Annotated in this window: 22 protein-coding genes; 16 read left to right on the forward strand and 6 right to left on the reverse strand. The window is 43.8% G+C overall.

All coding sequences use genetic code 11. The features are described 5' to 3' along the window. The first annotated feature begins 124 nt into the window (after nucleotides 1–124). The gene (gpmI, locus tag PHF18_RS08095; protein WP_300100893.1) at nucleotides 125–1,672 is read left to right on the forward strand and encodes a 2,3-bisphosphoglycerate-independent phosphoglycerate mutase; all 1,548 of its coding nucleotides are present in this window, start codon (nucleotides 125–127) and stop codon (nucleotides 1,670–1,672) included. Between the two features lie 563 nt (nucleotides 1,673–2,235). Then, complete coding sequence (locus tag PHF18_RS08100; protein WP_300100896.1) at nucleotides 2,236–3,192, forward strand: beta-ribofuranosylaminobenzene 5'-phosphate synthase; 957 nt, start codon at nucleotides 2,236–2,238, stop codon at nucleotides 3,190–3,192. A gap of 69 nt (nucleotides 3,193–3,261) precedes the next feature. Here PHF18_RS08100 and PHF18_RS08105 read toward each other — a convergent pair whose 3' ends face one another. The 5 genes from PHF18_RS08105 to PHF18_RS08125 form a co-directional block, all read right to left on the reverse strand. Beyond that, entirely contained in the window at nucleotides 3,262–4,197 is a 936-nt protein-coding gene (locus tag PHF18_RS08105; protein WP_367279168.1) for a cation diffusion facilitator family transporter, read from the reverse strand. 233 nt (nucleotides 4,198–4,430) lie between these two features. Continuing rightward, nucleotides 4,431–5,447: a flap endonuclease-1 gene (gene fen / locus PHF18_RS08110; RefSeq protein ID WP_300100899.1), complete on the reverse strand. Its 1,017-nt coding sequence runs from the start codon at nucleotides 5,445–5,447 to the stop codon at nucleotides 4,431–4,433. A 278-nt stretch (nucleotides 5,448–5,725) separates the two neighbouring features. Next, on the reverse strand, nucleotides 5,726–7,612 hold the full coding sequence (locus PHF18_RS08115) for a clostripain-related cysteine peptidase (protein ID WP_300100902.1): 1,887 nt from the start codon (nucleotides 7,610–7,612) through the stop codon (nucleotides 5,726–5,728). Nucleotides 7,613–7,711: 99 nt separating this feature from the next. Further along, nucleotides 7,712–8,014 carry a hypothetical protein gene (locus PHF18_RS08120; RefSeq protein WP_300100905.1) on the reverse strand — a complete coding sequence of 101 codons (303 nt, stop codon included), beginning with the start codon at nucleotides 8,012–8,014 and terminating at the stop codon, nucleotides 7,712–7,714. Between the two features lie 628 nt (nucleotides 8,015–8,642). Further along, nucleotides 8,643–8,978 carry a hypothetical protein gene (locus PHF18_RS08125; RefSeq protein ID WP_300100908.1) on the reverse strand — a complete coding sequence of 112 codons (336 nt, stop codon included), beginning with the start codon at nucleotides 8,976–8,978 and terminating at the stop codon, nucleotides 8,643–8,645. Between the two features lie 574 nt (nucleotides 8,979–9,552). Between PHF18_RS08125 and PHF18_RS08130 the strand changes: the two genes are divergently transcribed. The 11 genes from PHF18_RS08130 (at nucleotide 9,553) to PHF18_RS08180 (ending at nucleotide 20,510) form a co-directional block, all read left to right on the forward strand. Beyond that, nucleotides 9,553–10,446: a presenilin family intramembrane aspartyl protease PSH gene (locus PHF18_RS08130; protein ID WP_300100911.1), complete on the forward strand. Its 894-nt coding sequence runs from the start codon at nucleotides 9,553–9,555 to the stop codon at nucleotides 10,444–10,446. 119 nt (nucleotides 10,447–10,565) lie between these two features. Further along, nucleotides 10,566–11,366, forward strand: a complete 801-nt coding sequence (locus PHF18_RS08135) for an HAD-IC family P-type ATPase (protein ID WP_300100914.1) — start codon at nucleotides 10,566–10,568, stop codon at nucleotides 11,364–11,366. A 248-nt stretch (nucleotides 11,367–11,614) separates the two neighbouring features. Further along, nucleotides 11,615–13,228 (forward strand): methyl coenzyme M reductase system, component A2, encoded by a 1,614-nt coding sequence (atwA, locus tag PHF18_RS08140; protein ID WP_300100917.1) that lies wholly within the window; start codon nucleotides 11,615–11,617, stop codon nucleotides 13,226–13,228. Between the two features lie 41 nt (nucleotides 13,229–13,269). Continuing rightward, complete coding sequence (locus PHF18_RS08145) at nucleotides 13,270–14,847, forward strand: methanogenesis marker 3 protein (protein ID WP_300100920.1); 1,578 nt, start codon at nucleotides 13,270–13,272, stop codon at nucleotides 14,845–14,847. A 169-nt stretch (nucleotides 14,848–15,016) separates the two neighbouring features. Beyond that, complete coding sequence (locus PHF18_RS08150; RefSeq protein WP_300100923.1) at nucleotides 15,017–15,460, forward strand: methanogenesis marker 6 protein; 444 nt, start codon at nucleotides 15,017–15,019, stop codon at nucleotides 15,458–15,460. Beyond that, nucleotides 15,457–15,987, forward strand: coding sequence for a methanogenesis marker 5 protein (locus PHF18_RS08155; protein WP_300100926.1), 531 nt, complete (start codon nucleotides 15,457–15,459; stop codon nucleotides 15,985–15,987). The genes PHF18_RS08150 and PHF18_RS08155 overlap by 4 nt, the downstream gene beginning before the upstream one ends. Further along, on the forward strand, nucleotides 15,984–17,231 hold the full coding sequence (locus tag PHF18_RS08160) for a methanogenesis marker 15 protein (RefSeq protein ID WP_300100929.1): 1,248 nt from the start codon (nucleotides 15,984–15,986) through the stop codon (nucleotides 17,229–17,231). The genes PHF18_RS08155 and PHF18_RS08160 overlap by 4 nt, the downstream gene beginning before the upstream one ends. A 7-nt stretch (nucleotides 17,232–17,238) precedes the next feature. Then, nucleotides 17,239–17,838: a methanogenesis marker 17 protein gene (locus PHF18_RS08165; protein ID WP_300100931.1), complete on the forward strand. Its 600-nt coding sequence runs from the start codon at nucleotides 17,239–17,241 to the stop codon at nucleotides 17,836–17,838. A 1-nt stretch (nucleotide 17,839) separates the two neighbouring features. After that, complete coding sequence (locus PHF18_RS08170) at nucleotides 17,840–18,775, forward strand: methanogenesis marker 7 protein (protein WP_300100933.1); 936 nt, start codon at nucleotides 17,840–17,842, stop codon at nucleotides 18,773–18,775. Between the two features lie 143 nt (nucleotides 18,776–18,918). Further along, complete coding sequence (locus tag PHF18_RS08175; protein WP_300100936.1) at nucleotides 18,919–19,395, forward strand: carboxymuconolactone decarboxylase family protein; 477 nt, start codon at nucleotides 18,919–18,921, stop codon at nucleotides 19,393–19,395. A 461-nt stretch (nucleotides 19,396–19,856) separates the two neighbouring features. Further along, entirely contained in the window at nucleotides 19,857–20,510 is a 654-nt protein-coding gene (locus PHF18_RS08180; RefSeq protein WP_300100939.1) for a matrixin family metalloprotease, read from the forward strand. Between the two features lie 27 nt (nucleotides 20,511–20,537). On the opposite strand, the gene PHF18_RS08185 is transcribed toward PHF18_RS08180, so the two are convergent. After that, nucleotides 20,538–20,975, reverse strand: a complete 438-nt coding sequence (locus PHF18_RS08185) for an NUDIX domain-containing protein (RefSeq protein ID WP_300100941.1) — start codon at nucleotides 20,973–20,975, stop codon at nucleotides 20,538–20,540. A 260-nt stretch (nucleotides 20,976–21,235) separates the two neighbouring features. Between PHF18_RS08185 and PHF18_RS08190 the strand changes: the two genes are divergently transcribed. From PHF18_RS08190 to speB, 3 genes are all read left to right on the forward strand, one after another. Beyond that, nucleotides 21,236–22,951, forward strand: coding sequence for an aldehyde ferredoxin oxidoreductase family protein (locus PHF18_RS08190; protein WP_300100944.1), 1,716 nt, complete (start codon nucleotides 21,236–21,238; stop codon nucleotides 22,949–22,951). A gap of 567 nt (nucleotides 22,952–23,518) precedes the next feature. Further along, the gene (locus tag PHF18_RS08195; RefSeq protein WP_300100948.1) at nucleotides 23,519–23,905 is read left to right on the forward strand and encodes a translation initiation factor IF-5A; all 387 of its coding nucleotides are present in this window, start codon (nucleotides 23,519–23,521) and stop codon (nucleotides 23,903–23,905) included. Nucleotides 23,906–23,983: 78 nt separating this feature from the next. Next, a complete protein-coding gene (gene speB / locus PHF18_RS08200) occupies nucleotides 23,984–24,853 on the forward strand; it encodes an agmatinase (protein ID WP_300100951.1) in 870 nt (289 codons plus the stop codon). The last annotated feature ends 187 nt before the right edge of the window (nucleotides 24,854–25,040 follow it).

The raw sequence follows: 25,040 nt of genomic DNA on the forward strand, positions 1-25,040 counted from the left end.
TATTTTCAATACATCATAAATATATAATATATAATTTCATAATAAGCTATAGGATAATCTTATGGCCGGATATTATGGAGGTTCATAACAAGCTATTTATGAACAGGTGTGGAATTCCCTTCATATGACTCAGGTAAGAAGACCTCTTATGCTCATGATCCTTGATGGATGGGGCTACAGGGAAGCCGAAGAAGGAAATGCTATTCTGGCAGCCAGAACTCCAAACCTCGATCGCCTGTTGAAAGAATACCCATGGTGCTTTTTAGAATCCTCAGGAGAAGCCGTAGGTCTGCCAGAAGGTCAGATGGGGAACTCTGAAGTCGGCCATCTGAATATAGGGGCAGGAAGAATTGTTTATCAGGACCTTACAAGAATAAACCTCTCTGTCAGGAACGGTGACTTTTTCAAAAATCCTGTTTTTCTGGATGCAATTTCGAACGCAAAGCTCAATGATTCAAGCCTGCACCTCATGGGGCTTGTCTCTTACGGAGGCGTTCACAGTTATATGACCCACCTTTATGCCCTTATCAAACTTGCACAGGAAAAAGGGCTAAAAAAAGTATATATACATGCTTTTCTGGACGGGAGAGACGTACCCCCTAAAGCTGCTCTTGCAGATATTAAAGAACTTGATGCTTTTTGTAAGAAGAGTGGGAGTGCTAGGATTGCGACAGTATCAGGGCGCTACTACGCAATGGACAGGGATAAGCGCTGGGAGAGGACACAGCTTGCCTATGATGCCCTGACTCTCGGGGTTGCTCCTTATAAAGCTCCTAATGCTGAAACTGCAGTTTCTGAAGCCTATGGTAGGGGGGAAAATGACGAATTTGTAAAACCCACTATAGTCACTGGTCCTGAAGGGAATCCTGAGGCAGTCATACAGGACAATGATTCAATAATTTTCTTTAATTTCAGGCCCGATAGGGCAAGGCAGCTTACCTGGGCTTTTGTAAATGAGGACTTTGAAGGTTTCGCCAGGGAAAAACGCCCGAAGGTTCACTATGTTTGCATGGCACAGTATGATGAAACCCTGGATTTGCCTATTGCCTTCCCACCTGAAAAACTGGAAAATGTGCTTGGAGAAGTACTTAGCAAGCAAGGGCTTGTCCAGCTTCGCATTGCAGAAACCGAGAAATATGCCCATGTGACTTTTTTCCTGAACGGCGGGCAGGAAAAATGCTATGAGGGAGAAGACCGCTGTATGATTCCTTCACCAAAAATTGCCACTTATGACCTCAAACCCGAGATGAGTGCATATGAAGTTACGGATGAGGTGGTCAGGAGAATTCAGTCCGGAAAGTATGATGTAATTATACTCAATTTTGCAAATATGGATATGGTCGGACACACCGGAATTTTTGAAGCCGCAGTACAGGCAGTAGAAACCGTGGATGACTGCGTGGGCAGGGTTACGGAGGCTCTGAAGAAAGCAGGAGGTGTAGCACTTATCACTGCAGACCACGGAAATGCCGAACAGATGGAAGATCCACACACCGGAGAGCCGCATACAGCTCATACCTCAAATCCTGTCAGATGCATTTACGCAGGAAACGGTGAAGTAAAAGCCCTTGAGGATGGGAAGCTTTCTGACCTTACTCCCACCCTCCTGGAGCTTCTTGGGGTCCCTAAACCTGAAGAGATGAAAGGCAAATCGTTAGTTGTAAAAGAGTGACGGTAAAGGAGAAGTTAAGGGCAATAAAGAAAAGGAAGCATTAACGAAAAAATCAGTGTTTTTTAATTTTTCATTCAATTTTCTTTTTGCTTCTTTTACTCTCTTTTACTCTCTTTTTAGATTTCGGTTGTCCCCTGCACATGGTTGATATTTTGGTATTAGAGCTTCCAGCATGGCTATGAGTTTGTTTATATCTACGTACACAGGCGGGTTCAAGCGGAGTGCGGCGCGTGAAAAGAAATAGTGATAAGCAATAACGTGAGATGCCAGTTGGGGCCTTTTCGGAATACTGCCAACCAATTAACCAGGGATCACCTGGATTTTCGTTCCCATTTTCTTTTCTTCCTGTTTGCACCCTTACGTTTTTTCTGCAGTATTTAATATTTGTTATTTTTTGGTTTATTTCTATTTTTTAGAGAGTTTTCTGGCTCGGTTTTCATAAATAATACTGGCTTTCCAGGCAGGATTTTTTTAAAAAGATTAAATATCAGCAGCTACAATAAAAAATGCAGATAATGATGATATTATAATATCTTTAGATGTTCTTCGAGGTTGTACGACACATGATCAAAATAACTACTCCCTCTCGGCTTCACATAACCCTTATCGATATGAACGGTGAGATTGGAAGAGTGGACGGGGGAGCAGGGCTGACCCTTTCCACCCCGAACATAAAAGTTACCGCAGCAGAAGCTGATGGAATCCAGATCGAGGGGTTGCAGGGATTTGCCGACCGCATGAGAAAAGCCGCAGAAGCCCTGCTTCCTGAAGGAAAAGGAGTCCGGATTAATGTAGAAGAACTGATTCCTCCTCATGTGGGCTTTGGATCAGGTACCCAGGCTGCTCTGGCTGCGGCAGCAGCTGTGAATGAACTGTACGGGCTTGGAAAAAGCGTTAGAGAACTTGCATTTGCAGTAAAAAGGGGAGGAACCTCGGGCATAGGAGTAACTGCTTTTGAGAAGGGTGGATTCATAGTTGATGGAGGGCACAGGTTCAAAGACAAAGGAGCTTTCATGCCTTCGGCCGCCAGCAGGGTGCCGCCGGGACCTGTACTTTTCAGAGAAGATTTTCCGGATTGGGATGTAGTTATTGCAGTTCCTGATGATACGGGCATGCACGACCAGGAAGAGATCAATGTGTTTCAGAAATTCTGCCCCCTCCCGATAGAGGAAGTCAGGGAGGTTGCACATATGGTACTCATGAAGATGATGCCTGCAGTAATAGAGGGCGACATCGAAAGTTTCGGGGCTGCTGTAAACCATGTCCAGACAGTGGGTTTTAACAAGATGGAGAGTCTTATCTGGCCCGAATTCGTAAAGAACATTGCCTCTTTTATGCGCAGCCGAAGTTACGGAGCCGGAGTAAGCTCTTTTGGGCCTGTAGTTTATGCTTTTGTGGATAACAGGGAAGAAGGCAGGCAGCTCCAGGCAGAAGTCCAGAAAATGCTTGACGAATCGGCAGGTGGAATCACAATGATGACTCGAGCAAAGAACAGTGGGGCAGAGATCTTTAAAGTCTGATATTAAAGCCTTAACTAAAGCTCGGGTTAAAGAATTTTGATGTCGTTTAAAGTCCGGAATCCTCCGGGTTCATTGAGAATTAGAGGGCGGAATAGGGTCGTGTCCCGGAAGCAGATGAAAAGCCTCCCCGGACGCATCCAGAGGGTCTACGTGTACAACTGCGTTTGACAGGTAATTCAGGCCGTGCAGCATTCTGTGCCTCACATTTACCGCGATTTCATGCCCTTCCTTAACAGAGAGTCCGGATTCTACTGCGATATTAACTTCAGCATGAAGCCTGTGCCCTAACCAGCGCACTCTTATTTCCGTAATATCCTCTACATCTTTTACCTGGCTTACTACTTGCCGGATATCGTCAACAATTCGAGGGTCAACCCCATCCATCATGCGGGAAAATACGGATTTGCCTGCTTCCCATACTATGCGGAGGATTGCAACTGTGATCAGGAGTCCGATTATCGGGTCTGCGAGAGGATAACCCAGCCAGATGCCCAGGGCTCCGAAAAGCACGGCAATGCTGGTAAACCCGTCTGCACGTGCATGGTATCCGTCAGCAATAAGGGCAGCACTTCCTATTTCTTTTCCTACCCTTATCCTGAACTTTGCCACCAGTTCATTTCCCAGAAATCCAATAATTGAGGCTGCAGCCACAGCCCATAGAAACCCAACAGGCTGTGGGGAGAGAAGCCGGGAAATCGATTCATAAGCTGCAACTGCAGCACTGAGGGAGATAAGGAAAACAATTAACAGACCTGCGAGATCTTCTGCCCTACCGTAGCCGTAAGTAAAACTTTTGTTGGGTTTTTTTCTGGAGAGCAGGAAGGCAAAACCCAGGGGGATTGCAGTTGCGGCATCCCCAAAGTTATGGATGGTATCGGCAAGAAGGGCTACACTGCCCGAAACCCATACGACCAGAATTTGAAAGAGCGCAGTTATCATCAAGCCGACAAAGGCCCATTTGACAGCATAGAGCCCTCTATCCGTGGAAAGAAGTTCGGGGTCCACAACTCCATGGGCATGGGAATATGAGTGTTCTTTTCCTGAATGCTCTGGTTCAGATTTTGTCAGTCTCAGACCTCCCTGGTTTCAGACCTCCCTGCCTGTATATCTCTGACGAAGATACTTTCACAGGGAATGAATTCAATTTATAGAAAATGTAAGGAAAATGTAAGGAAAATGTAAGGAAAATGTAAAGAAGGAATCTTAAATGGAAATACCTCTTGAGCCCTTAAAACTCTTTAAAACCACTGGTCAAGGGTTTTCTGCCTGGCTCCTGAAGCCGCTTTAAGGCGTTCTACAGCTTTTTCCATCCTGTCTACGGAGAAGCCATTCTCCTCGCAGAGGAATTTGATGAGTTTTTCGGAATCCGGTTTGCTCCATTTGATTTCGTAGTCGTCCGTAACATCAGGATGGGTAAAAAGTTCTTTTATATTGTCCAGGCCTTCGATTTCCACTCCCTTTTCCCGGAGCACGGCATGGATATCTCCATGCTTTTTAATCAATTTAAGGGCTGTTTTTGGGCCTACTTTTTCCAATCCTTTGTTATAATCCGTACCCACACAGATTGCAATATCGATAAGCTGGTCCCGGTTGATCCCCAGGGCCCCGAGGGTTTCATCGAGTTCGATCATTTCAAGTTCAGCATCAACGTATACATTCTTTCCAGGGAGCTTTCGTTTTCCAGTGACCGTCATGTTACGGACAACACTCGGGGCTCCGAAAAGGAACGAATCATAGTCCTGGGAAGCAACACAATCTGCATCCTTTTTAATAACCATATGAGCAGCCTGCGCCTCTCCTTCACAGGGGGCCTGTGTCCAGGGAATACCCATTATTCCGAGAAGGTATTTGGAATCTTCAACAATGGTCTGGTCAACCTTTGAAGACGCCTGAGCATACTTATGAGCAGCTTCAAGGTCCCCTTCTGCCTTTGCATTTTCCCATTTTTCCAGTGAAGTTTCCCTTACTTCTTTTCTTCGGCTAAGGGTTTCGGATTTAAGGTCAGGGGGCTTGCCGTCAAAAACGAATACAGGTTTGATTCCGGCTTCAATCAGGCTTGCTGTCCTGTAGAGCAGGCCAGAGAGGTGGGAGGTCACTTTCCCGCTTGAATTAACCAGAGGACTTCCATCCCTCTGGCGGATAATGCTCAAAAACTGGTGAAGGGTGTTAAATGCATCAATTGCAACCACCCGGTTTGAGAGGTCAGTAAGCTCTATTTTTCTTTTCTGAAGCAGATCTCCTATGTCCGTGCCCATATTTTTTCCTTCTGGTATATGAAACTCTTTTTAGCCTCAGGCTTCTTTACTTTTACTCTTATCTTTAACTCTTTTACTGCTTCCGGGCAGTTACTATTCTCAGGCGGGTTTATCAGGTGATGCCTGTTGCTACCTACCTGTATCTCGTTCCCAGTATCTCGTTCCCAGTATCTCCATTTTCTGGACAATAGGCTTTATGTGTACTGAAGTTTTATGCTTGTTGCCAAATTAACGGCCTTTTGAGATAGAGGGAAATTAAAAAAGGGGTTTTAAAGAAATTATTCCAGGATAATCTCCGCAGGTTCGCTCATATTGAAGTTCAGGCGGTAATCTTCTGCATAGAGTGCGGTATAATAGGTCCCTTCAGGCAGAAAGTCATAGATAAAAGCCGTATTTTCATCCATCTTAAGTGTGCCAAGTGCTGTCCAGTCCTTAATGCCGGATTCTCCGTAGACCGGTGCGTATGCAGTGACTATATCCCCGGGTTCCGGTTCAAGCACTTCTTTTGAGAATAGGATGTTTCCATCATCCAGGGCTTCGTAGGGATTCATGTAAGCTTTGACAGTCCCATTGAGCGGATCCAGGTAAAGCTGGGCAAGACAGGATCTGGACTCTCCATCTCTTTGAAGTCCCAGTTCGGTAGTAAGTATCCTGTTTCCATTCTCGCTTTCTCCTCCACAGGCTGCATAAATAAGAGAGTTTTTCCCTGTTTCAGAGTCCTCTATAAAGATCCATTCTCCTCCCCAGGCAGGAAGGCTGTAGTTTGTGCCCCCCGCGCAGGCAAGGGGCATTCTTCCTATGAGAACAGGTCCTTCCGGAGAGGTAATAAAGTAAACCTGGTCTACTGAAGCCAGCCCGGAATCATCTACTACTGAAAAGGAATCTCCGGATTTAGAGATGCCGGGTTCTGTAAAGTCCGCACAGGTCCTCGCAGAATATCCATCAAGGAAGTCCATCCATACTTCTGAAATGGAAACCCTGCCGTAATACGTAGAGTAATTATCCGGAGTCTGGGGAGAATATACGGATACCCCATATGCATCAGGCATTGTGCCGTCTTGCCTTGAGTAAATAACAAAATCTTCAAGCGATTTAATGAGCGCGTCAGAACTGCCTGAAAGTTCCGGCATTTCCTCTCCGATTCTCAGGGCAAAACTCTTCAGGTCCATTGAGATTTCAGAGCCTTTCTTTGGTTCGACCCCGAACTTCCGGGCTTTCGTAATAGATGCCCCAAGTCCGCAATACCCTTTTGTGTTTGAGACGCTTGTACCCATATCCTCTGCAAGCCCATCTACATTCTGCAGTACTTCATCGGTTTTGGAGAGGTCAAGAAGAGAAAGAGTTCTGGGAGGCACATGAGAGGGATTCTCAAGGTAGCTGTCAATGATAACCCTGCCTATTTCTTCTGTAGAGGCGTTTGGATTCTTTGAGACATGCCCTATGAAAGCAACATAGTCCCAGCCGTGGGTAGGCTCGATTGACTCGGAGGCAAGCATGTAATCTGCTGACGGCTTAATTGCTCTCGCAAGCTCAAGGGTGGACATGAGGCAGGCATCAAAACCGATAAGGTCAAAATGCATTCCTGAGGTCTCAAGGACATTGCTCAGTTCAGGCAGCTCCAGTCTGTCATAACCATAATTTTCGTCAAAGCAAACCCCTCTGTAAGCATCTCCATGGTCCCAGAAAATAAGCAGGACCCTTTCACTCTCATAGTTTTCTCGGATATACGAAAGAAATGTTTCAAGCCCTGCGGCATCTCCCATGTTTGCATGGGGATATGTCTTCTGGTGGATGCCCTCATTGCCTATGACCTCATCCTTTCCGTCCTTTCTGAGGTCATCAAGCGCTGCGATTGTCATGCCCTCCCATCCATCCACAGAAGCTCCTCCATAAGCTATCAGAATTTCAGTATCTTCCCCGTTCAGCATGGAGGCCCCATCAATAATTTCGATGATGTCCTTGCTGGCATATCTATTTGAAGACTCAAGGTCACTTCCAACCATATAGACAGCAACAACAGTAGATAGCTGTTGTTTTGGAAAAGCTGCCTCCGGTCCTGCGGAATTATCTATACCTTCTTTTAGACAGCCACTGCTCAGTAGCAAAAAAAGAATGAGAATTAAAATAATTACAGTAAACCCTGTTTTCCGGAATTGCCATCCCAAATTCAGCTCTCCATAAATGCCATCCCGGTTAATCCAGGAGAAAAGGGAAACATCCAGGAACTTTAAAGATTTATCGGCATCTGTCGAAGTATGAGGATGTCAGGCTGCAAGATCAAGTCGGACATCAATCACAGAATCTTCATTTGCCTCTATTTTGGATATTGTCAGTAGATTTCCTTTTCTTTCCAGAAGCGTCGCCTTTGTGACCTGGACCTGGTGCCCATCTATTTGTTTTTTGCTATTATTTTTATGGATTACCAGAAGCTTCTGGCCCATCTCGGCTCCTTCTCCTATTTTAGACACTATATTTCGTATTACCTGTTCAAAATCAGAATAAATCAAAATCTCCGACTTATTTGCAACCTTTTTGATAATGCCAATCGGTTCCAGATTAAGGTGCATATTAGCTTTCCTTCTTTACCTGTTTACACAAGTAATCAATATACTAACTCTGAGTAATAATAACTTACGATACACGATCTCAATTTGAATATATTTATAAATGCCCTGATTCCAGATCTACCCCCTTACTACAGGACATCCGATATATAAACTTTGCTAAATAATGGAGCTTGCGTCCGAAAAGAATGAGGGAATTTGTATTTCTGAATGGTTTCATAGCATCAATTCTTATGTATATGGATAAAAGTATTAATAAAGTTACTTGACCTAAAATATAAGTTAGAATCTCTTCTATAAATCCTATATATTAACTTTTCCTTTTAATTATATATGTCATGTGCTACATTTGTCCCACCTAACAATTAAATTATATGAGTTATCCATATTTTCCAGTCTGAAAAGAGATTTAAATATTAATACATCTGGAAGTTTATACAAAAAAATCGTTGATTAACGATAAAATATATTTAAAAAACATCCTGATTAAAAAAAGAAGGAAATGGAACGTAAGACAGTTTGAAGGTAAAGCGCAGAATGAAATCAAGGGCGTGGAAAGAAAGACAAAGAATAAACTGTGAACAGAAAAAGAATAAACTGTGATGAGAAAAAATAAAATTATAAGCAGAAATCAGTGATATTTTCTGCGGTTGAATTCATATACTGCATTATCAACTTTACTTGAGAGCTCATTCATACTTTCTTCAATTTTTGTTTCCGAACTTTCCATATTAACCCTGAGGGCCCGGTCCTTTGCTTCCATCTTGTCTTCAAAATTCTGAAGCTTGTCATTAATAGAGATGAGCATGAGAGATAATGTTCCGGCCAGAATCATAATCGATAAAATAATTAAAGGGTCAATGAAAGGGTTTGTGGGCTTGTATGTAAATCTTCTAAGCCATTCGAAGGATAGAAGGAAAGATGACAGAATCATCACAACAAGGAATACTGTATCTCTGGTTTCCATTGTATACCTCTAACGTACTTATGGAAATTCTCCTTATGCAGCCATAAACTTCGTGTAAAACCACAAATTCCTAAATACCGGGCTGAAAATTATTGGGTGGAGATAATTCCATTAAAGTATTTACTGTTTTTCTATTTTTACTGCATTTCCATATTTTCTATTTTTTTATTTTTTTATTTTCGCTTATTTTTTATATTTTTACTACTTTTGCTCATTTTTTTATTTTCGCTTATTTTTTATACAGTTATTCTATATAATTTTTTGCATAAACTATTTATGTATCTTTCATCCCTCTTTTAATTTTTCCCCTGATCCTATTAAACAACCAAACAATATCTAAAAGAGAATAACCGGGACTCCTATCGGTAAACTAACAGGAGTGGGGGAATTTTCATAAAATAAAAACTCGGAAAAAATTGTAAGTCCGGAGTAAGATTGCAGAATAAATACGGTAAGGCAGACAATTGGTGAAATTAATAATATATTAAGGAACATAAAAATTGAAGACAGAATATAGAGTAATTATATAAAGGAATAGAAAAGGCATAGTGTCAAGAAATAAGGAGTTTAGTACTTGAGTTCCAGCGAACATTCACTTAAAGATTATTTGCCGATTCTTTCCATGGCAGGGTTAATCCTAATTGTGCAGGTTCTCGCCCTTCTTTTATCAACGCCAATGGAAATCAACGAAATGCAGGCTTTTGAAGATCCGACACAGGTTTCCAATTCGATTTATTATATCGTGATGATCCTGGTTTTTACGCTTCTTGTCCTGATCGCGATAAAGAAAAACATGAAATGGATAATCAGTCTACTCATATACTTCGCCATAGTCAGTACTCTCTACTATGTATTTTTTGCACTGTTCACCTTGATTCCTTCCCTGGCAGGCTTTGAAAATATCGCTTCACTCCTGATTTCTACAGGGTTGACCGTATTGCTTTACAAATACCCGGAGTGGTATGTAATCGATATTCTGGGGGTCTGCATAGCAGGTGGGGTCAGTGCCCTGTTAGGAATCTCCCTTTCCATTATCCCTGTAGTTGTCCTTCTGATATTGCTTGCAGTCTATGATGCCATCTCGGTATATAAGACAAAACATATGATAGTCATGGCTGAAGGTGTAATGGACCTTAAACTTCCTCTTCTTTTTATAATCCCAAAGAACTCGAACTATTCATTCATTAAGGAAAGTTTTAAAGAAGGAGAAAAACGTGAAGCCTTTTTCATGGGCCTTGGAGACGCGGTCATGCCCACCCTTCTGGTAGTTTCCGCAAATGTATTCATCGAAAGCGGAGGATTCTCATATCCTGTACTCGGGGCAATGCTGGGGACTCTTGTAGGGCATGTATTTCTTTCCATCCTGGTAATGAGGGGAAAACCTCAGGCAGGGTTGCCCTTCCTGAATTCCGGGGCAATTCTCGGATTTTTTGCTGGAGTCCTGCTTTCGGGAGCACCAATCATTTAAGAAAATATGTAAATAGAAGTTTAACTTTTTCACTTCATTTATTTTTATATATTTCTGTTTTATACCCACTTTTCCGGGCTTTTACAAAGATTTTTTTATTTATAGATTAATCAATTGACATGGCCAAAAAAATCGCAGTGGTCTTTGACAGTGCTGGAACTCTTCTCCACATGTACAGAGTTGCAAAAGAATCCAGCACAGGGAATATTCTTGAAAACATAGAGAGCACTGCCATTGTCGCAAAGAAAAACGGTTGTGGCCTTGTAGCTCTTAACATTGATAATGAACTAATCCTGAGCTCAAGAAGGGATATGTTTTTATTTGAGTTTATAAAAAAGTACGGAGTTTCAATAGGTATAAGCTGTTCAAAAGGAAAATTTACCCCGGACGTTGCCTGTGAGATCATAAGAGGGGCTTCTCTCTTGATGGGGGATGTACATGATGTGCTTGAGGCAGTTACATCCCACTGCCCTGACAGCATTTATCTTGCGGCAGGTCTGATAGTGGACTCGGAGGAAAGAAAAATACCCTACGTGCTCAGCACGGGAGGGCAGGTATTCGGTAAAACATTGCAGACCATCCAGTTGCTCCATGCCATGGAAGTGGATGTATACATAGCATCCGGAGACAGAATGTCTACTCTTGTGCAACTTGCAGAGTTCGTAAATATCCCGCATGAAAGGATCTTTGCCTTTGCAGACCCCATTATGAAAGAAAAAGTGGTGCTTGAACTTAAAAACAAGTATGAGAAAGTAATTATGGTGGGGGACGGAATTAACGATATTCTGGCTCTCAGGGCAGCAGATGTGGGCATAATGACGACCCAGCAGGGAGACGAAAGACCCGGAGATCTCAGAGAAGCAGCAGATGTGGTGCTCGACGACATTATAAAAGTTGTGGATGTGGTAAAAGGATTGTAACGAGCAAAAATCCAGCAAATTTACCAAATGATGTTGATTCTGGATGTTCACAGTGACATAATAATGCGTTATGTTTATCTAATGTTTACTCTTATCTAATTGTTGCCCATATGTGTGAAATTTATTGGTCATGTTAATGCAATATTCATTTTAAAGTAATTACTTTCCACTCTTGAGCGATATGCCCAGGCAGGCAGGAGAAAGCCACATAAATTTATTTGCAGCTCATAATTTGCGGAGGAAAATGCATGCCAGTATTTATTGAAGTTAAAAACCTAACTGTAGACTTCGACGGTCTCAAAGCCCTGAAAAATGTAAATTTAAGTATCAACGAAGGAGAAGTCGTTGGAGTTCTGGGAAAAAGCGGATCCGGAAAAACAATCCTGATGCATGTGTTGCGCGGGACCGAGTCTTTTGAGAACATCTCAGGTGAAGTAATTTATCACCTCGCCCGCTGTGAGAAATGTGGATATATAGAACGCCCAAGCAAAATAGGCCATAAATGCCCGGTATGCAGTGAGATTCTTGAGGCGTTCGAAGCTGATTTTATAAAACTTTCACTTTACGATCCGATAAGAAAGGATATCACCAAGCGCATTGCAATCATGCTTCAGAGAACCTTTGCCCTCTATGGGGATGAAAGAGTTCTGGTAAACGTCATAAACTCTCTTAATGAAATCGGGTACAAGGGAGAAGACGCCATGAAAAAAGCGGTTTACCTCCTCGAGGAAGTAAATCTGAGCCACCGTATGATGCACGTGGCAAGGGAGCTTTCAGGTGGAGAAAAACAGAGGGTAGTGCTTGCAAGACAGCTTGTAAGAAACCCCCTCCTCCTGTTAGCTGACGAGCCCACAGGTACCCTTGACCCCCTGACTGCAAAACTGGTCCACGATGCCATTATAAAGGCTGTTAAGAGCTACGATATGAGCATGGTCCTTACATCTCACTGGCCCGAAGTAATCGAGGAACTGGCAGATAAGGCAATCCTGCTTGAAAACGGAGAAGTTGTCCAGGAAGGAGATCCACTTGAGGTTTCTGCGATCTTTATGCAAAGTGCCTCCCTGGTAAGACAGGAAAAGAACTCACTGGTAGGAGAGCCTATTATCCGCGTAAGGGACCTGGCAAAACGCTATATTTCAGTAGACCGGGGAGTGGTCAGAGCCGTGGACAAAATCTCTTTTGACGTCAAGGAAGGAGAGATTTTCGGACTTGTCGGGTTAAGCGGAGCAGGCAAGACTACCACCTCGAAAATCCTTATGGGAATTTTGCCCCCAACCTCAGGAGAAGTTGAAGTCCGTGTCGGAGATGAATGGGTGGACATGACAAAACTGGGGGTTGACAAAAAAGGCAGAGCAACGAAATACATGGGATTCCTGCACCAGGAATATGGGCTTTATACCCACAGCTCCGTAATAGACAATCTTACAGAATCCATCAGCCTGGATCTTCCATTCGAACTTGGGGTTAGAAAAGCCATAATCACTCTCAAGGCTGCAGGTTTTGAAGAAAATAAGGCAAAAGCTGTTTTGCCCAAAATGACCAATGAAATGAGTGAAGGAGAGCGGCATAGAATTGCACTTGCGCAGGTCCTTATCAAGGAGCCAAGGATCGTTATTATGGACGAACCAACAGGGACCATGGACCCTATTACCAAGGTATCAGTGACAAACTCCATCCTTAAAGCCAGAGAAGAGATCGGAGAAACCTTTGTAATAGTTTCTCATGATATGGATTTTGTAAACGAGATATGTGACCGTGTAGCACTTATGCGTAACGGAAAGATCATAGCTTTAGGGAAGCCGGAGGATGTACTCTCCCATCTTACTGATGAAGAACGGGTCAAAGCTACAGAAGAAATATAAATATACCGCCACCTCTTAGTATTGAACAATACTAAAATGAGGTGCCGATTACGAGTAATGAGATCAGCGTAGAGGTGAACGGGCAAAAATTCACTTTGCCTGCAGGCTCTACCCTTGGAGACGCTATTAAAGTTTCCAGAGCCCCCTATATAGCCGGTACAGCGGTTGGAATTCTTAAAAAAACTGCTGAGAAGAGAACGGAGAATGTCACTGAATACGCTATCAATACACCTAGAGGGGAACTAAGGATAGAACTCAAAGATCCTGAATCATCCTCCGGAAAACTATGGACTGAACATTATAAAGAGTACGAAGGTCAAAATATCCACTGGGCAAGTCCTGAAGCTCTGGCTTTTGGCCCTTTTGAAGCCGACATAAAGCCTTTACGTGAGGCAGGGAATTTTGAAGCGTTTGATGTTGTGTTCGGGGCAGGAGGATTTGACTCCCGTAATACTCATCTGATCCTGTCACGAAAAAGGCATGCTGCTGAGTACGGATCTCCCGATGATGGCGTTTTTGCAACAATTGTAACCGGGAGAAATCTTATTTTCAGGCTTTCGAGAGAAGACTCCATCCTGAGCATAGAGCCGGTTATAGAATGGGAACAACTTGCAGAAAAAACCTGCACCACCGACCTATCTACCCTTCTTGAAAATGAAGATAGTGTATTTACTTATTTTGAGGTCGAGCTTTCCATAAACGCCCCTAAAGGAGCTGAACACTTCTATGCCCTGACCCGTGAGGGAACTCTTTCCGTAGATGTGATAACTAGCGCATTTGTCTCAGATGATAACCTGAAAGAAGAACCCGTTCCTTATGAAAACTTTGAGCCGAGAAGAGAAGGGTCCATCTCTGTCAGGACAGTCGGATACGGGACAGGCAGGGCATATATTTCAAGAGATGATCGGCCTTCAAGCCTTGTGCATTCGGTCGTAGGGCAGGTAACAAAAGGTCTTGAACTTATCAAACTCGCGGAAAAGGGGCAGAAGCTGTCAGTAGAAAGCCTTCCTCCCCAGATAGTCCTGCTGGGCCATAGCTTTGAAGAGGTCGAGCCCGTACTTTCCTCTATAGGAGTGGAACTGGTAAGAGATGGGTACACAGGAAAAGATGCAGTAATTGTCAGGCAGGACCCGCCAACAACTCTGGAAATTCTCGGAGAAGCGAAAGTGACTGCTTATGCGGTATCCCGGGAAAAACTCATTGAAGTTGAGCTTTACCCGGAGAGTGCCCCAAAATCGGTGGACTTTTTCCGCCGCTCTCTTGAACTCAAAACAAAAACTGTTGGAAAACTTCCTGTTTATATGATCTATGAGAACACTTACCTTTTCAAAACAGAAAAGGAAGTGGTGAAATACATGGAAGTACTTCCTGAAAACACGCCAACTGCCAGAGTACTTGCCGGGGAAATAGGAATCACAAATCAGGCCGCAAAAAGGATGGGGACTATAGGGGTTAGACTTGTAGACGACGACCTCTTCGGTCCTACCGGAGAAAAATTATCCTCAACGAATATTATCGGTCGGATAGTCGAGCCCGAGAGACTCAAGGGTATTGAAGAAGGAGATGCGATATACATAAGTGAAGTTGTACGCAGGAAAACTGATTATCAGGGAAACTGAGAATCCAGAGTATTGATAATTATCTAAATATAAAAAAAGGGAATTAATTTACTTGAATAATGCATAATAAAATATTACATAACCGAATTAATGTACTTGATACTTGAGCGGATTCACATGTTTGGATTTATCACAGGTGAAGTCTCCCGAAGTTGAGGAGAGACAGAAGATGACAGAAATAAAACAAAATGAGATTACAAAGTACATTGTAATCAGTTCGGATATAGTGCTGCCTGCGGATGCAGCCATGAAGATTTATGAATCAGAGTTTCCGGTTATTGTAAAGGAGACCTGCTTTGGACTTATTGTAACAGGACCGGAGGAGGATGTCCTTGCAGTGGTAGAAAAGATCCAGCAGATGGATAAAAACCACATTTTTATAAAAGAGAGGGGATTTCCTGCCGGTGATGAGAGGCGCTGCCGGGCAAGCCGGGGCGGAGGCCCGAGGCCGGGATTCCATTTTCTGAGGGAAGAAGTGAAGATGCTCCCTGCCATAGGGGCTGCACTTGATGAGCTGGAAGCAAATGAGTCCGTAAAAGAAAAGCGCAAAGAGAAAAGCAGGCTTAAGGTTTCTGATTTGGAAAAACTTATTGAAGAAGAGCTTGCGAGGTGAATTTTTTGGCAAAGGTTTTCATTTACCCTGTAAACAGTCTTATTTTGTCTGACCTGGTTGAGCGCTTTGAGCATATACCCCTTACAATGATGAATCAGGTGAAAGAGAAAGTTACAAACATCAGCCTGGATTCTCCCCCTATTAATATTACTCCGGAAGACCCTAAAATCGGGCTTCGATATGCTGCGGTTGAAGTGCCGGCTGGAGTAAGGGGCAGGATGGCTCTAATAGGGCCCCTTATAGAAAAAACCGAAGCTGCAATAATAGTTGAAAACCCACCTGCAAACTTTGGCTGCGTGGGCTGTAACCGCACAAACGAACTGATGAAATATCTGGTGCGCGATAAAGGAGTCCCTATTCTGGAAGTAAAATACCCGGAATCAAACGATGATGCCCGCGACTTCGTGAACCAAATCGCGGCATTTCTAAAATCACTGCCAAAAGAAAACCAAGAATCTGACGGGCTGCCAAAAGAAGATAAAAAGCCAGTAGAGGAAAAACCTGCAGAAAAGGGGGCAGAGGAATGAGTGCCGATGAATCTGGACTTGTAAAGATTGCTCTGGTCTCCTGCGGCTCTGAGTATGCCGGGGTTCAGCCCGAGTTTGAAGCTGCCGCAGCTAAAGTAAATGCAAAATTCATTTATCCTGAAATTGACATTGCATCAATAGATACCATAGGCAAAGAATTCGGGCTTGAAGTTGCAAGTGGAGACCTCAGGCTCATGATGGCACGGGCAAAGGCTGTTGTTGAAGGTACGACAAAAGTAGATGGAGTCTTCATTACTACCTGTTTCCGCTGTGCAGAAGGAGCCATTGTTCGAAACGAGGTCCGAAGGTACATCCATAAGCACTCAGATATCCCTGTAATCAGCTATTCATTTACCGAACGAACAAGTGCAGGCACCCTGCTCACCCGTCTTGAAGCCCTGACCACAATTGCCAGGCGCAGACATCTCCTTGCCCGGGAAGTCCAGACCGGACTGACTGGGGGAATAGATTCGGGATCGACAACCACAAAAGCTGTGGTTATGAGAGATAACAAGATCATAGGGAAAGGCTGGGTGCCCACAACAAAAGTCCTTGAAAGTGCCGAAGAAGCCTACTCTCAGGCCCTTAAAGAAGCCGGAGTTGCCAGAGAAGAAATCCAGGCACTGGGTACTACAGGGTACGGACGTTTCCTTGTAGGGGATCATTTCAAAGCTCAGCTTATCCAGGAAGAAATTACCGTCAACTCAAAGGGAGCTGTCTACCTTGCAGACAGGCAAAAAGGATCTGCAACGGTCATTGATATCGGAGGTATGGACAACAAGGCAATCTCTGTTGAAGACGGAATCCCTGGCATGTTCACAATGGGAGGGATCTGTGCCGGAGCTTCGGGACGTTTCTTTGAAATGATCTCAAAGCGGCTCGGTGTGGATATTACGGAACTCGGGGCCCTTGCAGTTAAGGGTATGCATGAAAATGTAAACATGAACAGTTACTGCATAGTCTTTGGGATACAGTCCCTTGTAAACTCCCTTGCCAGAGGAGCTACCCCGGAAGACGTGGCAGCTGCAGCCTGTTACAGTGTGGTAGAACAGATCTACGAGCAGCAGCTGCAGGAAGTGGACGTAAAAGAGCCGTTGATCCTTGTAGGGGGTTCTTCCCTTATCGAAGGAGTCCCTAAAGCTCTCGGAGACCTTCTCAAGATCGATGTTCTTGTACCGGAAAACTCCCACCTGATAGGGGCGGTAGGGGCAGCACTTCTTGCTTCCGGCTACGTGGGAGAGTGAGGTAAAAATGGAGTCGCTTGAGACCTTTGTTGTCGAGGCAGCAATTGAGTCGGAGCAGGAGTTTTACAGGAAGATTATCGAGGACAACCTTGCAAGTCTCAAGCTTGCCCCTGCAATAGGGCGGATCAAGGTAGTGCTGAGACCTGAAGATTCTCTCTTCCAGATGGCAATCATTCTCAGGGATGTAGGCACCAGGGTTACGACAATCGACATTGCTGACGTGGAAGCAAAACCTCTCGCCAGTGAAGTAATGATTTCGATCAAAAAAGAGCAGTACATTCCGGAACTGCTCGGGAAACTCTGGGAGCGCTACGGAAAAGCGAACATCAGCCAGCCGGACCGGTGGACTGTAGCCATAACCACGGATAAACCAGCAGAAGAGGCGGCTTTTCTTAAAGAAATGATGGTTGCAGACCCGAGGCACAGGCTTCACGAAAACCTCGTAGATTTTGCGATTCGTGCCACTCCCGAGGGGTTCAGGGTTCGCTATCATCTATATAAAGGTAATCGCTTTGTTTTTGTGGCATCTGAGGAAGCACTGAAACAGGAGTGGATCGAAGAAGCAGGAGTAATGCTCAAAGAACTGACGGAAGGAGGGAAGAATTAAGATGGTTGTACTCTTACCCTATCTTTACACCGGCGGGGTCCATAAGCACGGGCTTTTAATCGAACTGATGGAAGACCTCGGAGGCTACATAATTCAGAAAGTAGTTACCGGGATCGAAGTCAATCTTATAATGCTTATACCTGAAAAAGATATTGATCTTGTAAAAAAACTCTCAGCCGAACTGCTCGGGGTTCTGTTGGAAGCCCCTCTTACAGGGGTAGAGATCGCAGTTGTCTCCCCTACGCTTGCCTCACACCACCTCCCACATTCGGCTTGCGATATAGCAGAATACCTCCGCCATCCCGGAGCCAATACAAATATGATAGGGCTCGCAAGGGGAATGGGGCGCAGGGTATCCCTGTCCATGGACTATGAAAGAAAGCTTATCAACGAGCATGATATTGCGGTTTTCACCTTCGGGTCTTTCAGTGACTGTATTACGAAAAAGAAGCCGAAACTCTTTGAAGGCATTGAGATCCCTATTGTGGTTACCGGAGGGCCTGTTGAACTGAAAACCGAAGATGTCCCCGGGGCAGACCTGTACATTGGAAATATCGGAAGGGTTTCTCACAGGTTAAGAAGAACAGAGGAAATTAATGCCCTCGACAATCTTAACGAAGGGGTTTCAAAGATTGCTTCTGAGATTCGCCAACAGCAGGCAAAAGACCCTCTTGCAGTGCTTCCTGCGCGAGTCATGAAGGAGATCGAAAACCAGGTTCCGGAAATCCACAGGGTGCTCTCTCCTGCCCCCCTCACTCTTCAGCTTAATGGGATCAGGGTCAAACTGCCATATGATGAATTCCACGAGAAAATTGAAAAGCTGGAGTTTGATGAAGGAGTCATCCTTTCCGAGCTGGCGAATATCTCCAGATCAAAAATGAAAAATTATATATTGATAAAAATCAAATCTAAGTCTGACGTTGGTTTTGCAATTTGATCCGGATTCTGTTGGGTTAAAATATATCCACTTTACATTTTTACTGGGTTTGTGCCTTTTCACTAATCCTTTAAACTGTAAATCCTTATCCAAAAAACGGCGTCTGACCAGGTTTTGATGTTAATGTGTGCTGGTGGTTTCTTATGGAACTTGAGGATATTGTAGAAATTTTAAAAAAGGATCCCGAGAAAGTCATTCCGGAACTCCTCGAGGATGCCCGGAAGCAGTATGGGGAAGTCCCTTACATTATGAACTTTATGAAAGATCTCCCTGAGATCTTCATCCCGAAAACTCTTTATGATAATTCCATTATGCGAGAGTTCAAAAATCTCGACCAGGAAACTGTGGAACTTATCTCTATAGGGGTAGCTTCTGCCCTCCGCTGTGAGCATTGCCTGAAAATGCATATAAGAATCGCAAAAAGAAAAGGAATCCCAAAAGAAAAAATATTTTCTGCAATAATGATAGGGGCATCCCTGTCCAACGCCGCAGTACTTGCAGAAAGTACAAGGGCTCTTGCATCAGAATTCCCTAGCAAAGAAGGGGAAAATGACGAAAAAGAACAATGCTGTGATCCTGATTGCGAAGTATGCAATATCGCCGGAGCTAATATTAAGTAACCAGTAAGCAAAATTCTAGTAATTTTATTTCTTCAAGCTCACTTTAAAAGTTCAATTTTAGATTTAATTTTAAAAAATGATTTTTGAAGATCGGTTTAAATTAAAAATCGGTTTACAAATCAAATTCTCGTTTAACTTTTGGGATAAACATTGCGAAGTTAAGTTCTTATAATCTTAAAGCTTATTTTTTAACAGATCTTTCAGGTCTTTAATTAACGTAATTTATATACTTTGTCGAGATTTCCTGAGAACTTCTCAGGTATGCCTGTTCAACAGGTTCACCTGGTATTAATATTTATAATAATATCTATAAACCATTTATAATAATATTTATAAATCATTTGTAATAATATTTATAATAATGATCACAATTGAAATTAAATGTATTGCCGATACGGAGGCTCATTTGTATTAATCAAAACAACATTTTTAGAATAATTTTACCCTTTGTCTTATTGCTGATGGTATTGGTTTTACCTGCTGTTTTACCAGTATCCGGGGCTAGTTCTGAGAAGATTCTCGATAATCCCTGGAATCATTCTCCTATCACAGTGTACGTAGACGACAAAAATATACCGCCCCATTACAGCCCTACATATTATGAACAAATAGAAAAGGCTCTTGAATACTGGGAAAATGGAGGAAACGGTAACCTCGAGTACACCCCTGTTTTTGAGATTGTTGACTCTGAAGACGCTGACATAAGAATAATGTGGGTGGAAAACCTGGAACGCGTTGCAGGTGCTCCTTCGGGTGTAGCAGGCTATGCAAAACCCAGTATCTCCGGAGACCGTTTCGTTGAAGTGGATATAGTCCTTGAGGTTGGAAACTATCAGGGCAGGGGCTGGCGGCAGTATGGGGACGCAACCATGCTTACCATTGCAAAACATGAGCTCGGGCATGCCCTTGGTCTCGGGCACAGCAATGATCGGGGGGATATAATGTATCCTGAGTACGAACTCAGGGATAATGTGAACCCCATTCTACTGGACAAGTACGGAACCCTGCTGCGTGCAGCAGGTTTTATAGCTCTTGCAATTCTCCTGTTCCTTGGTGTAAGCTGGCAGTACAGTCGGAAAAAAAGAAAAAAACTTGAAGATGAGTACTTCAAATGAGAACGGACATACAGGCAAATTTTCGGATCAAACAGGAGGTTCGTAAGGTTTTTTGTTTTCAAGGATAAACCTTTTGAAAAAATTCCTGAAATAAGCAGGGAGTGTCTCCATTCCGAGAATACGTTCAAGGGAAGTCCAGGCGTATTCAATATGCTCGTAACTCAATTTAACCTCAGATATAACATACCCCCCATTAAATACAATAGCAATAACCCTTTTTTCTGGAAGTTCAAAGTTTGCCTCTCCTGCAATTTCCCCTGGATAAATTGAAATTCCGGTTTCCTCCTCTACCTCACGCACAACTGCTTCTTTTAGAGTCTCATCCGGGTTCACTTTCCCGCCTGGCAGGTCCCATTTTCCAGGGTTAGTGTGGGAGTTTTCCGAACGCCTGAGCAGCAAGAATTCTCCTTTCTCATTAAGGACAAGGGCGTATACAGAAATAATATACGGTTTCTCCAGATTCATACAATAATATGTGAGATTTCCCGGTCTTAAAGGCTGGCTCTTTCAAGATCTTCACAGTATAGGTCCTGATTATAACTTACCTCTCAATAGGAAGGCTTTAAGGCAAATATTTCTATAGAGCAATTATAAGACTTAAAGGAAAATATAGAATCCCCCGAATGATTGAAAAAGGAATTATAACTTGAAATCTGGTTGAAAAAAACATCAGAACCAGGCCCAAAAGAAGGCCTAAATAACAGAGGCATAAAAAAGGGATTGAGATGGCTGGCTGGACAGAAAAAACAGTATATGTAGACCTTAGCTCCGAAGAAGTTATCGTCACCAGTACCGATGAAAAATTAATCCGCATGTACCTGGGCGGCAGGGGGCTTGGAGTAAAGTTGCTTTCCGAACTTGCAGATGCTGATATTGATCCACTTAGCCCTGAAAACCCCCTTATTTTCACTGTTGGACCGCTTACAGGCCTTGCTCCAATGGCTTCAGGGTCAGTCTTTACATCGAAATCACCCCTTACAGGCACAATATTTAGCTGGAATATGGGTGGGGGCTTCGGGAGAGAACTGAAAAAAGCCGGAATCGATGCTCTGGTCATTACAGGAAAGGCAAAAAGACCTTCTTACGTGGAAGTTAGAGACGAAAACGCTGAAATTGTGCCGGCAGAAGAGCTCTGGGGAAAAAACACCGACGTATGCACCAAGGCCCTGAAAAGCAAAGGAAGTGTAGCCTGTATAGGCAGGGCAGGAGAAAAAGAAGTTCTTATTTCTTCTTTTGTCATTGATTCCATCCACAGCGGAAGGGGGGGGCTGGGGGCGGTCGCGGGCTCAAAGCTGCTAAAAGCAGTGGTTGTAAAAGGGGAAAAAGAGCGTTTACCAGCCAGTCCTGAAAAGTTCAAAGATCTCGAAACAAAGATGCTAAAGCTTTTTGAAGCAAACCCCGTGCTCTCCAAAGGGCTTGCCAACTATGGCACGCCTGCACTTGTAAAGCTTCTGGATTATATGGACCTCGTCCCCTGCAGAAACTTTTCCGGAAGGGGAACTGCTTTTGCGGACCTGTTTTCAGGGGAGTATATCAAAACCAGCTTCGAGCTTGAGAAAGAAAGCTGCCCTGCCTGTCCTCTGGGCTGTAAACGAAGGATAAAGAAAACCGGGCAGGTTCTTCCTGACTACGATTCCCTCTGGGCTTTCGGGTTCAACCTTGAAAACCAGGACTTTGATTCGGTGCTCCTGGCAGATAGAATCTGTAAGGATTACGGACTGGACCCTGTTTCCGCCGGGTCCGTGCTTGGCGCCTGCGCAGAACTCCAATCCGGGAAAATAAATGCCAGGGAACTTGAAACCCTGCTTGCAGGAATCGGGGAAGGAAGCGAACCCGGAAAAGGCGCCAGAAAGTACCTCTCGACCCGGAAAAGGAGAGACCTCAGTATGGATGTAAAGGGGCTAGAACTCGGAGGTTTTGACCCCCGGGGTATCAGAGGGCAGTCCCTTGCTTACGCAACTTCCTGTCACGGGGGAGATTACCTCACAGCCTTTATGGTCGGGCCCGAAGTGCTTGGAAAGCCTCTGCTCCTTGACCGTTTCAGCCTCAAAGGAAAAGCCGGAATTCTGCAGGTCTTTGAAAACCTGACTGCTGTGCTGGATTCCCTTGTGTTCTGCCCGTTTTCTATTTTTGCTATCAATGAGGAACTCTGTTCAGCCCTTCTACATTCGGGGGCCGGGATGGAAGTATCTCCTGCGGAACTCCTGAAAGCAGGAGAAATAATCTGGAATCTGGAGAGGATTTATAACCTGAAAGCGGGTTTTACACGAAAAGATGATGCTCTTCCGGAAAGGCTGTTCGAAGCCGGCAGCGAAGAAAGAGGAGATGGAATTCCCAGGCAGGAGTTTGAAGCTGCTCTTCAGGATTATTACCGGTATCGTGGTTGGAATAAGGATGGGGTGCCCTCTCAGGGAAAACTGAGAGAACTTGGACTTGGATGATAAAGAAAAAACGAAAATAGGCTGCGGACTTTTGCATGTACCTCAAATTCCGCAGGAACAGGGTTCATCCGGAGTTCATTCGAACAGCCAAATTTTACCTATAATCTCGAATATTTCGTTCAAATTAGTGGAATAATCCGATTATTTAGGACGTTTTCTCTAATATTGTGCCCGGAACTACTGAATCTCGCATAAGCATTATATACTCTAGGATAATTAATCGTATTAGTTCTCTACCTGTGAGCTTGTACATGTATTCAGGTAGTAATTACTTTCCAGTTTTTCTATACAGAGCAAGTAAGCAAAGTATGGATAAAAGGGTAGACAGGCTTAAAAATTAGAACAGCCATCTTATACCACTTCACCGGAATTGGCACTGGATAAATTTTCCGCAAATCCGGTATGGCGCTTACAACTTATTGAGATAAAAGGGTAGACAGGCCTAAAAATTATAAAAGCCTTCTTATCCCACTTCACTGGAATCGGCACTGGAATATTTTCCGGCAAATCCGGTATGGCGCTTACAACTTATTGATACACATATCTAAAACGTAAGGGAGAATTGTTATGAAACAGCAGGTTGAAGTTAAGGAGCTTAAAGAAGGGAAGTACATGATCGTCGACGACGAAGCATGTGTCATAAAGAGCATTACAAAATCCAAACCCGGGAAACACGGATCCGCAAAGGCAAGAATAGAGACAATTGGCCTTTTTGACGGCCAGAAGCGTTCCTATATCGGCTCCGTTGCAAACAAAGTATATATCCCGATTGTGGAACGGAAGAATGCACAGGTAATCTCAATCGTCGGCGAAATCGCCCAGCTCATGGATATGGGGGATTTCTCAACATTTGAGATTCTAATCCCTGAGGAATACAAGGAAAAGGTGAAAGAGGGCGAAGAGATTTCTTATATCACAGCCCTTGGAAAAGTCAAACTCGATATAAGGACATAAACCCTGAAAAGCAGGAGAAATCTCAGGTTAACAACCTGAAATCCTTTTTTAAGTAAACAATTTACCTCAGGTAAGAGTATGTTTTTACCCACTTCCTTTATAGATGCTCTTGCAGACTATGAGTCTGCACGTTATGTTATTTTCGGCGTACCCTTTGACAACACCTCCTCGTACCGCGCAGGCAGCCGCTGGGCTCCAGATGCTATGAGGCAAGTCTCTGCAAATTTTGAGAGTTATAACCATACTTTTGACATCGACCTTGTGGATCTTCCTATTTATGATGCCGGAAACCTGGAAACTTCAGCTTCAGTTGACGAGACCCTGCGGGACCTTTACGAAGATGTAAAGGGTTTATTGAATGACGGAAAGCTTCCAATAATGCTTGGAGGAGAACATTCCCTGACTTATTCTACGGTTAAGGCGTGTGCCGAGTTCGCAGGAGATGACTTCGGAGTTCTTGTCCTTGACGCCCACTTCGACCTCAGGCAGGAGTACAGGGGATTCAAGCATAACCATGCATGTGTATCCCGGAATATTCTCGATCAGGTCACGAAGAATCTTGTTTCTATAGGCATAAGGAGCGGTCCGGAAGATGAATGGGTTTTTGCCAGGGAAAATAACCTGAAATACTACACTGCAGATGATGTTGAATCCATAGGCATGGTCGAAGTTCTCAAAGAAGCAATTGAATGTCTGGACTGCAGTCAGCTCTATCTTTCTCTTGATATGGATGCAATAGACCCTGCTTATGCCCCAGGTCTCGGTACACCTGAGCCTTTTGGCCTCAGTGCCCGGGATGTCAGGACTGCAATAAGGACCCTTGCTCCCTTCTCAATGGCTTTCGACATTGTTGAAATTGCCCCTGAATACGATTCAGGACAGACAGCCATGCTCGGAGCGAAACTCATGAGGGAATTCATTGCCTCCCATGCAAAAAGCTGCATCTAAATCTAAGTTGCATCAAAATATAAGCTGCAAAGAAAGAATGGGCTTTAAAGCATAAGCTACGAAAATCAAATTGCGTGCGGCCACCCCACCCTAAAGGATGGGGTATGCTGATGGGCCGCACGCCCGGTTATTCTGGCACTTAGAAATCGTTAATTTTCTGTTGCCCAGATTTCTTTAATCTATGTGA

The sequence above is a fragment of the Methanosarcina sp. genome, from assembly GCF_028693135.1.
GTDB lineage: Archaea > Halobacteriota > Methanosarcinia > Methanosarcinales > Methanosarcinaceae > Methanosarcina.

What these genes read in the sequence shown, in the direction of transcription:
- PHF18_RS08150 (WP_300100923.1), top strand. Translation starts at nt 15,017, where the DNA reads ATGACAGAAATAAAACAAAATGAGATTACAAAGTACATTGTAATCAGT.
- PHF18_RS08170 (WP_300100933.1), top strand. Translation starts at nt 17,840, where the DNA reads ATGGTTGTACTCTTACCCTATCTTTACACCGGCGGGGTCCATAAGCAC.
- atwA (WP_300100917.1), top strand. Translation starts at nt 11,615, where the DNA reads ATGCCAGTATTTATTGAAGTTAAAAACCTAACTGTAGACTTCGACGGT.
- PHF18_RS08100 (WP_300100896.1), top strand. Translation starts at nt 2,236, where the DNA reads ATGATCAAAATAACTACTCCCTCTCGGCTTCACATAACCCTTATCGAT.
- PHF18_RS08135 (WP_300100914.1), top strand. Translation starts at nt 10,566, where the DNA reads ATGGCCAAAAAAATCGCAGTGGTCTTTGACAGTGCTGGAACTCTTCTC.
- PHF18_RS08195 (WP_300100948.1), top strand. Translation starts at nt 23,519, where the DNA reads ATGAAACAGCAGGTTGAAGTTAAGGAGCTTAAAGAAGGGAAGTACATG.
- PHF18_RS08160 (WP_300100929.1), top strand. Translation starts at nt 15,984, where the DNA reads ATGAGTGCCGATGAATCTGGACTTGTAAAGATTGCTCTGGTCTCCTGC.
- fen (WP_300100899.1), bottom strand. Translation starts at nt 5,447, where the DNA reads ATGGGCACGGACATAGGAGATCTGCTTCAGAAAAGAAAAATAGAGCTT.
- PHF18_RS08125 (WP_300100908.1), bottom strand. Translation starts at nt 8,978, where the DNA reads ATGGAAACCAGAGATACAGTATTCCTTGTTGTGATGATTCTGTCATCT.
- PHF18_RS08190 (WP_300100944.1), top strand. Translation starts at nt 21,236, where the DNA reads ATGGCTGGCTGGACAGAAAAAACAGTATATGTAGACCTTAGCTCCGAA.
- gpmI (WP_300100893.1), top strand. Translation starts at nt 125, where the DNA reads ATGACTCAGGTAAGAAGACCTCTTATGCTCATGATCCTTGATGGATGG.
- PHF18_RS08165 (WP_300100931.1), top strand. Translation starts at nt 17,239, where the DNA reads ATGGAGTCGCTTGAGACCTTTGTTGTCGAGGCAGCAATTGAGTCGGAG.
- PHF18_RS08185 (WP_300100941.1), bottom strand. Translation starts at nt 20,975, where the DNA reads ATGAATCTGGAGAAACCGTATATTATTTCTGTATACGCCCTTGTCCTT.
- PHF18_RS08175 (WP_300100936.1), top strand. Translation starts at nt 18,919, where the DNA reads ATGGAACTTGAGGATATTGTAGAAATTTTAAAAAAGGATCCCGAGAAA.
- speB (WP_300100951.1), top strand. Translation starts at nt 23,984, where the DNA reads ATGTTTTTACCCACTTCCTTTATAGATGCTCTTGCAGACTATGAGTCT.
- PHF18_RS08180 (WP_300100939.1), top strand. Translation starts at nt 19,857, where the DNA reads ATGGTATTGGTTTTACCTGCTGTTTTACCAGTATCCGGGGCTAGTTCT.
- PHF18_RS08120 (WP_300100905.1), bottom strand. Translation starts at nt 8,014, where the DNA reads ATGCACCTTAATCTGGAACCGATTGGCATTATCAAAAAGGTTGCAAAT.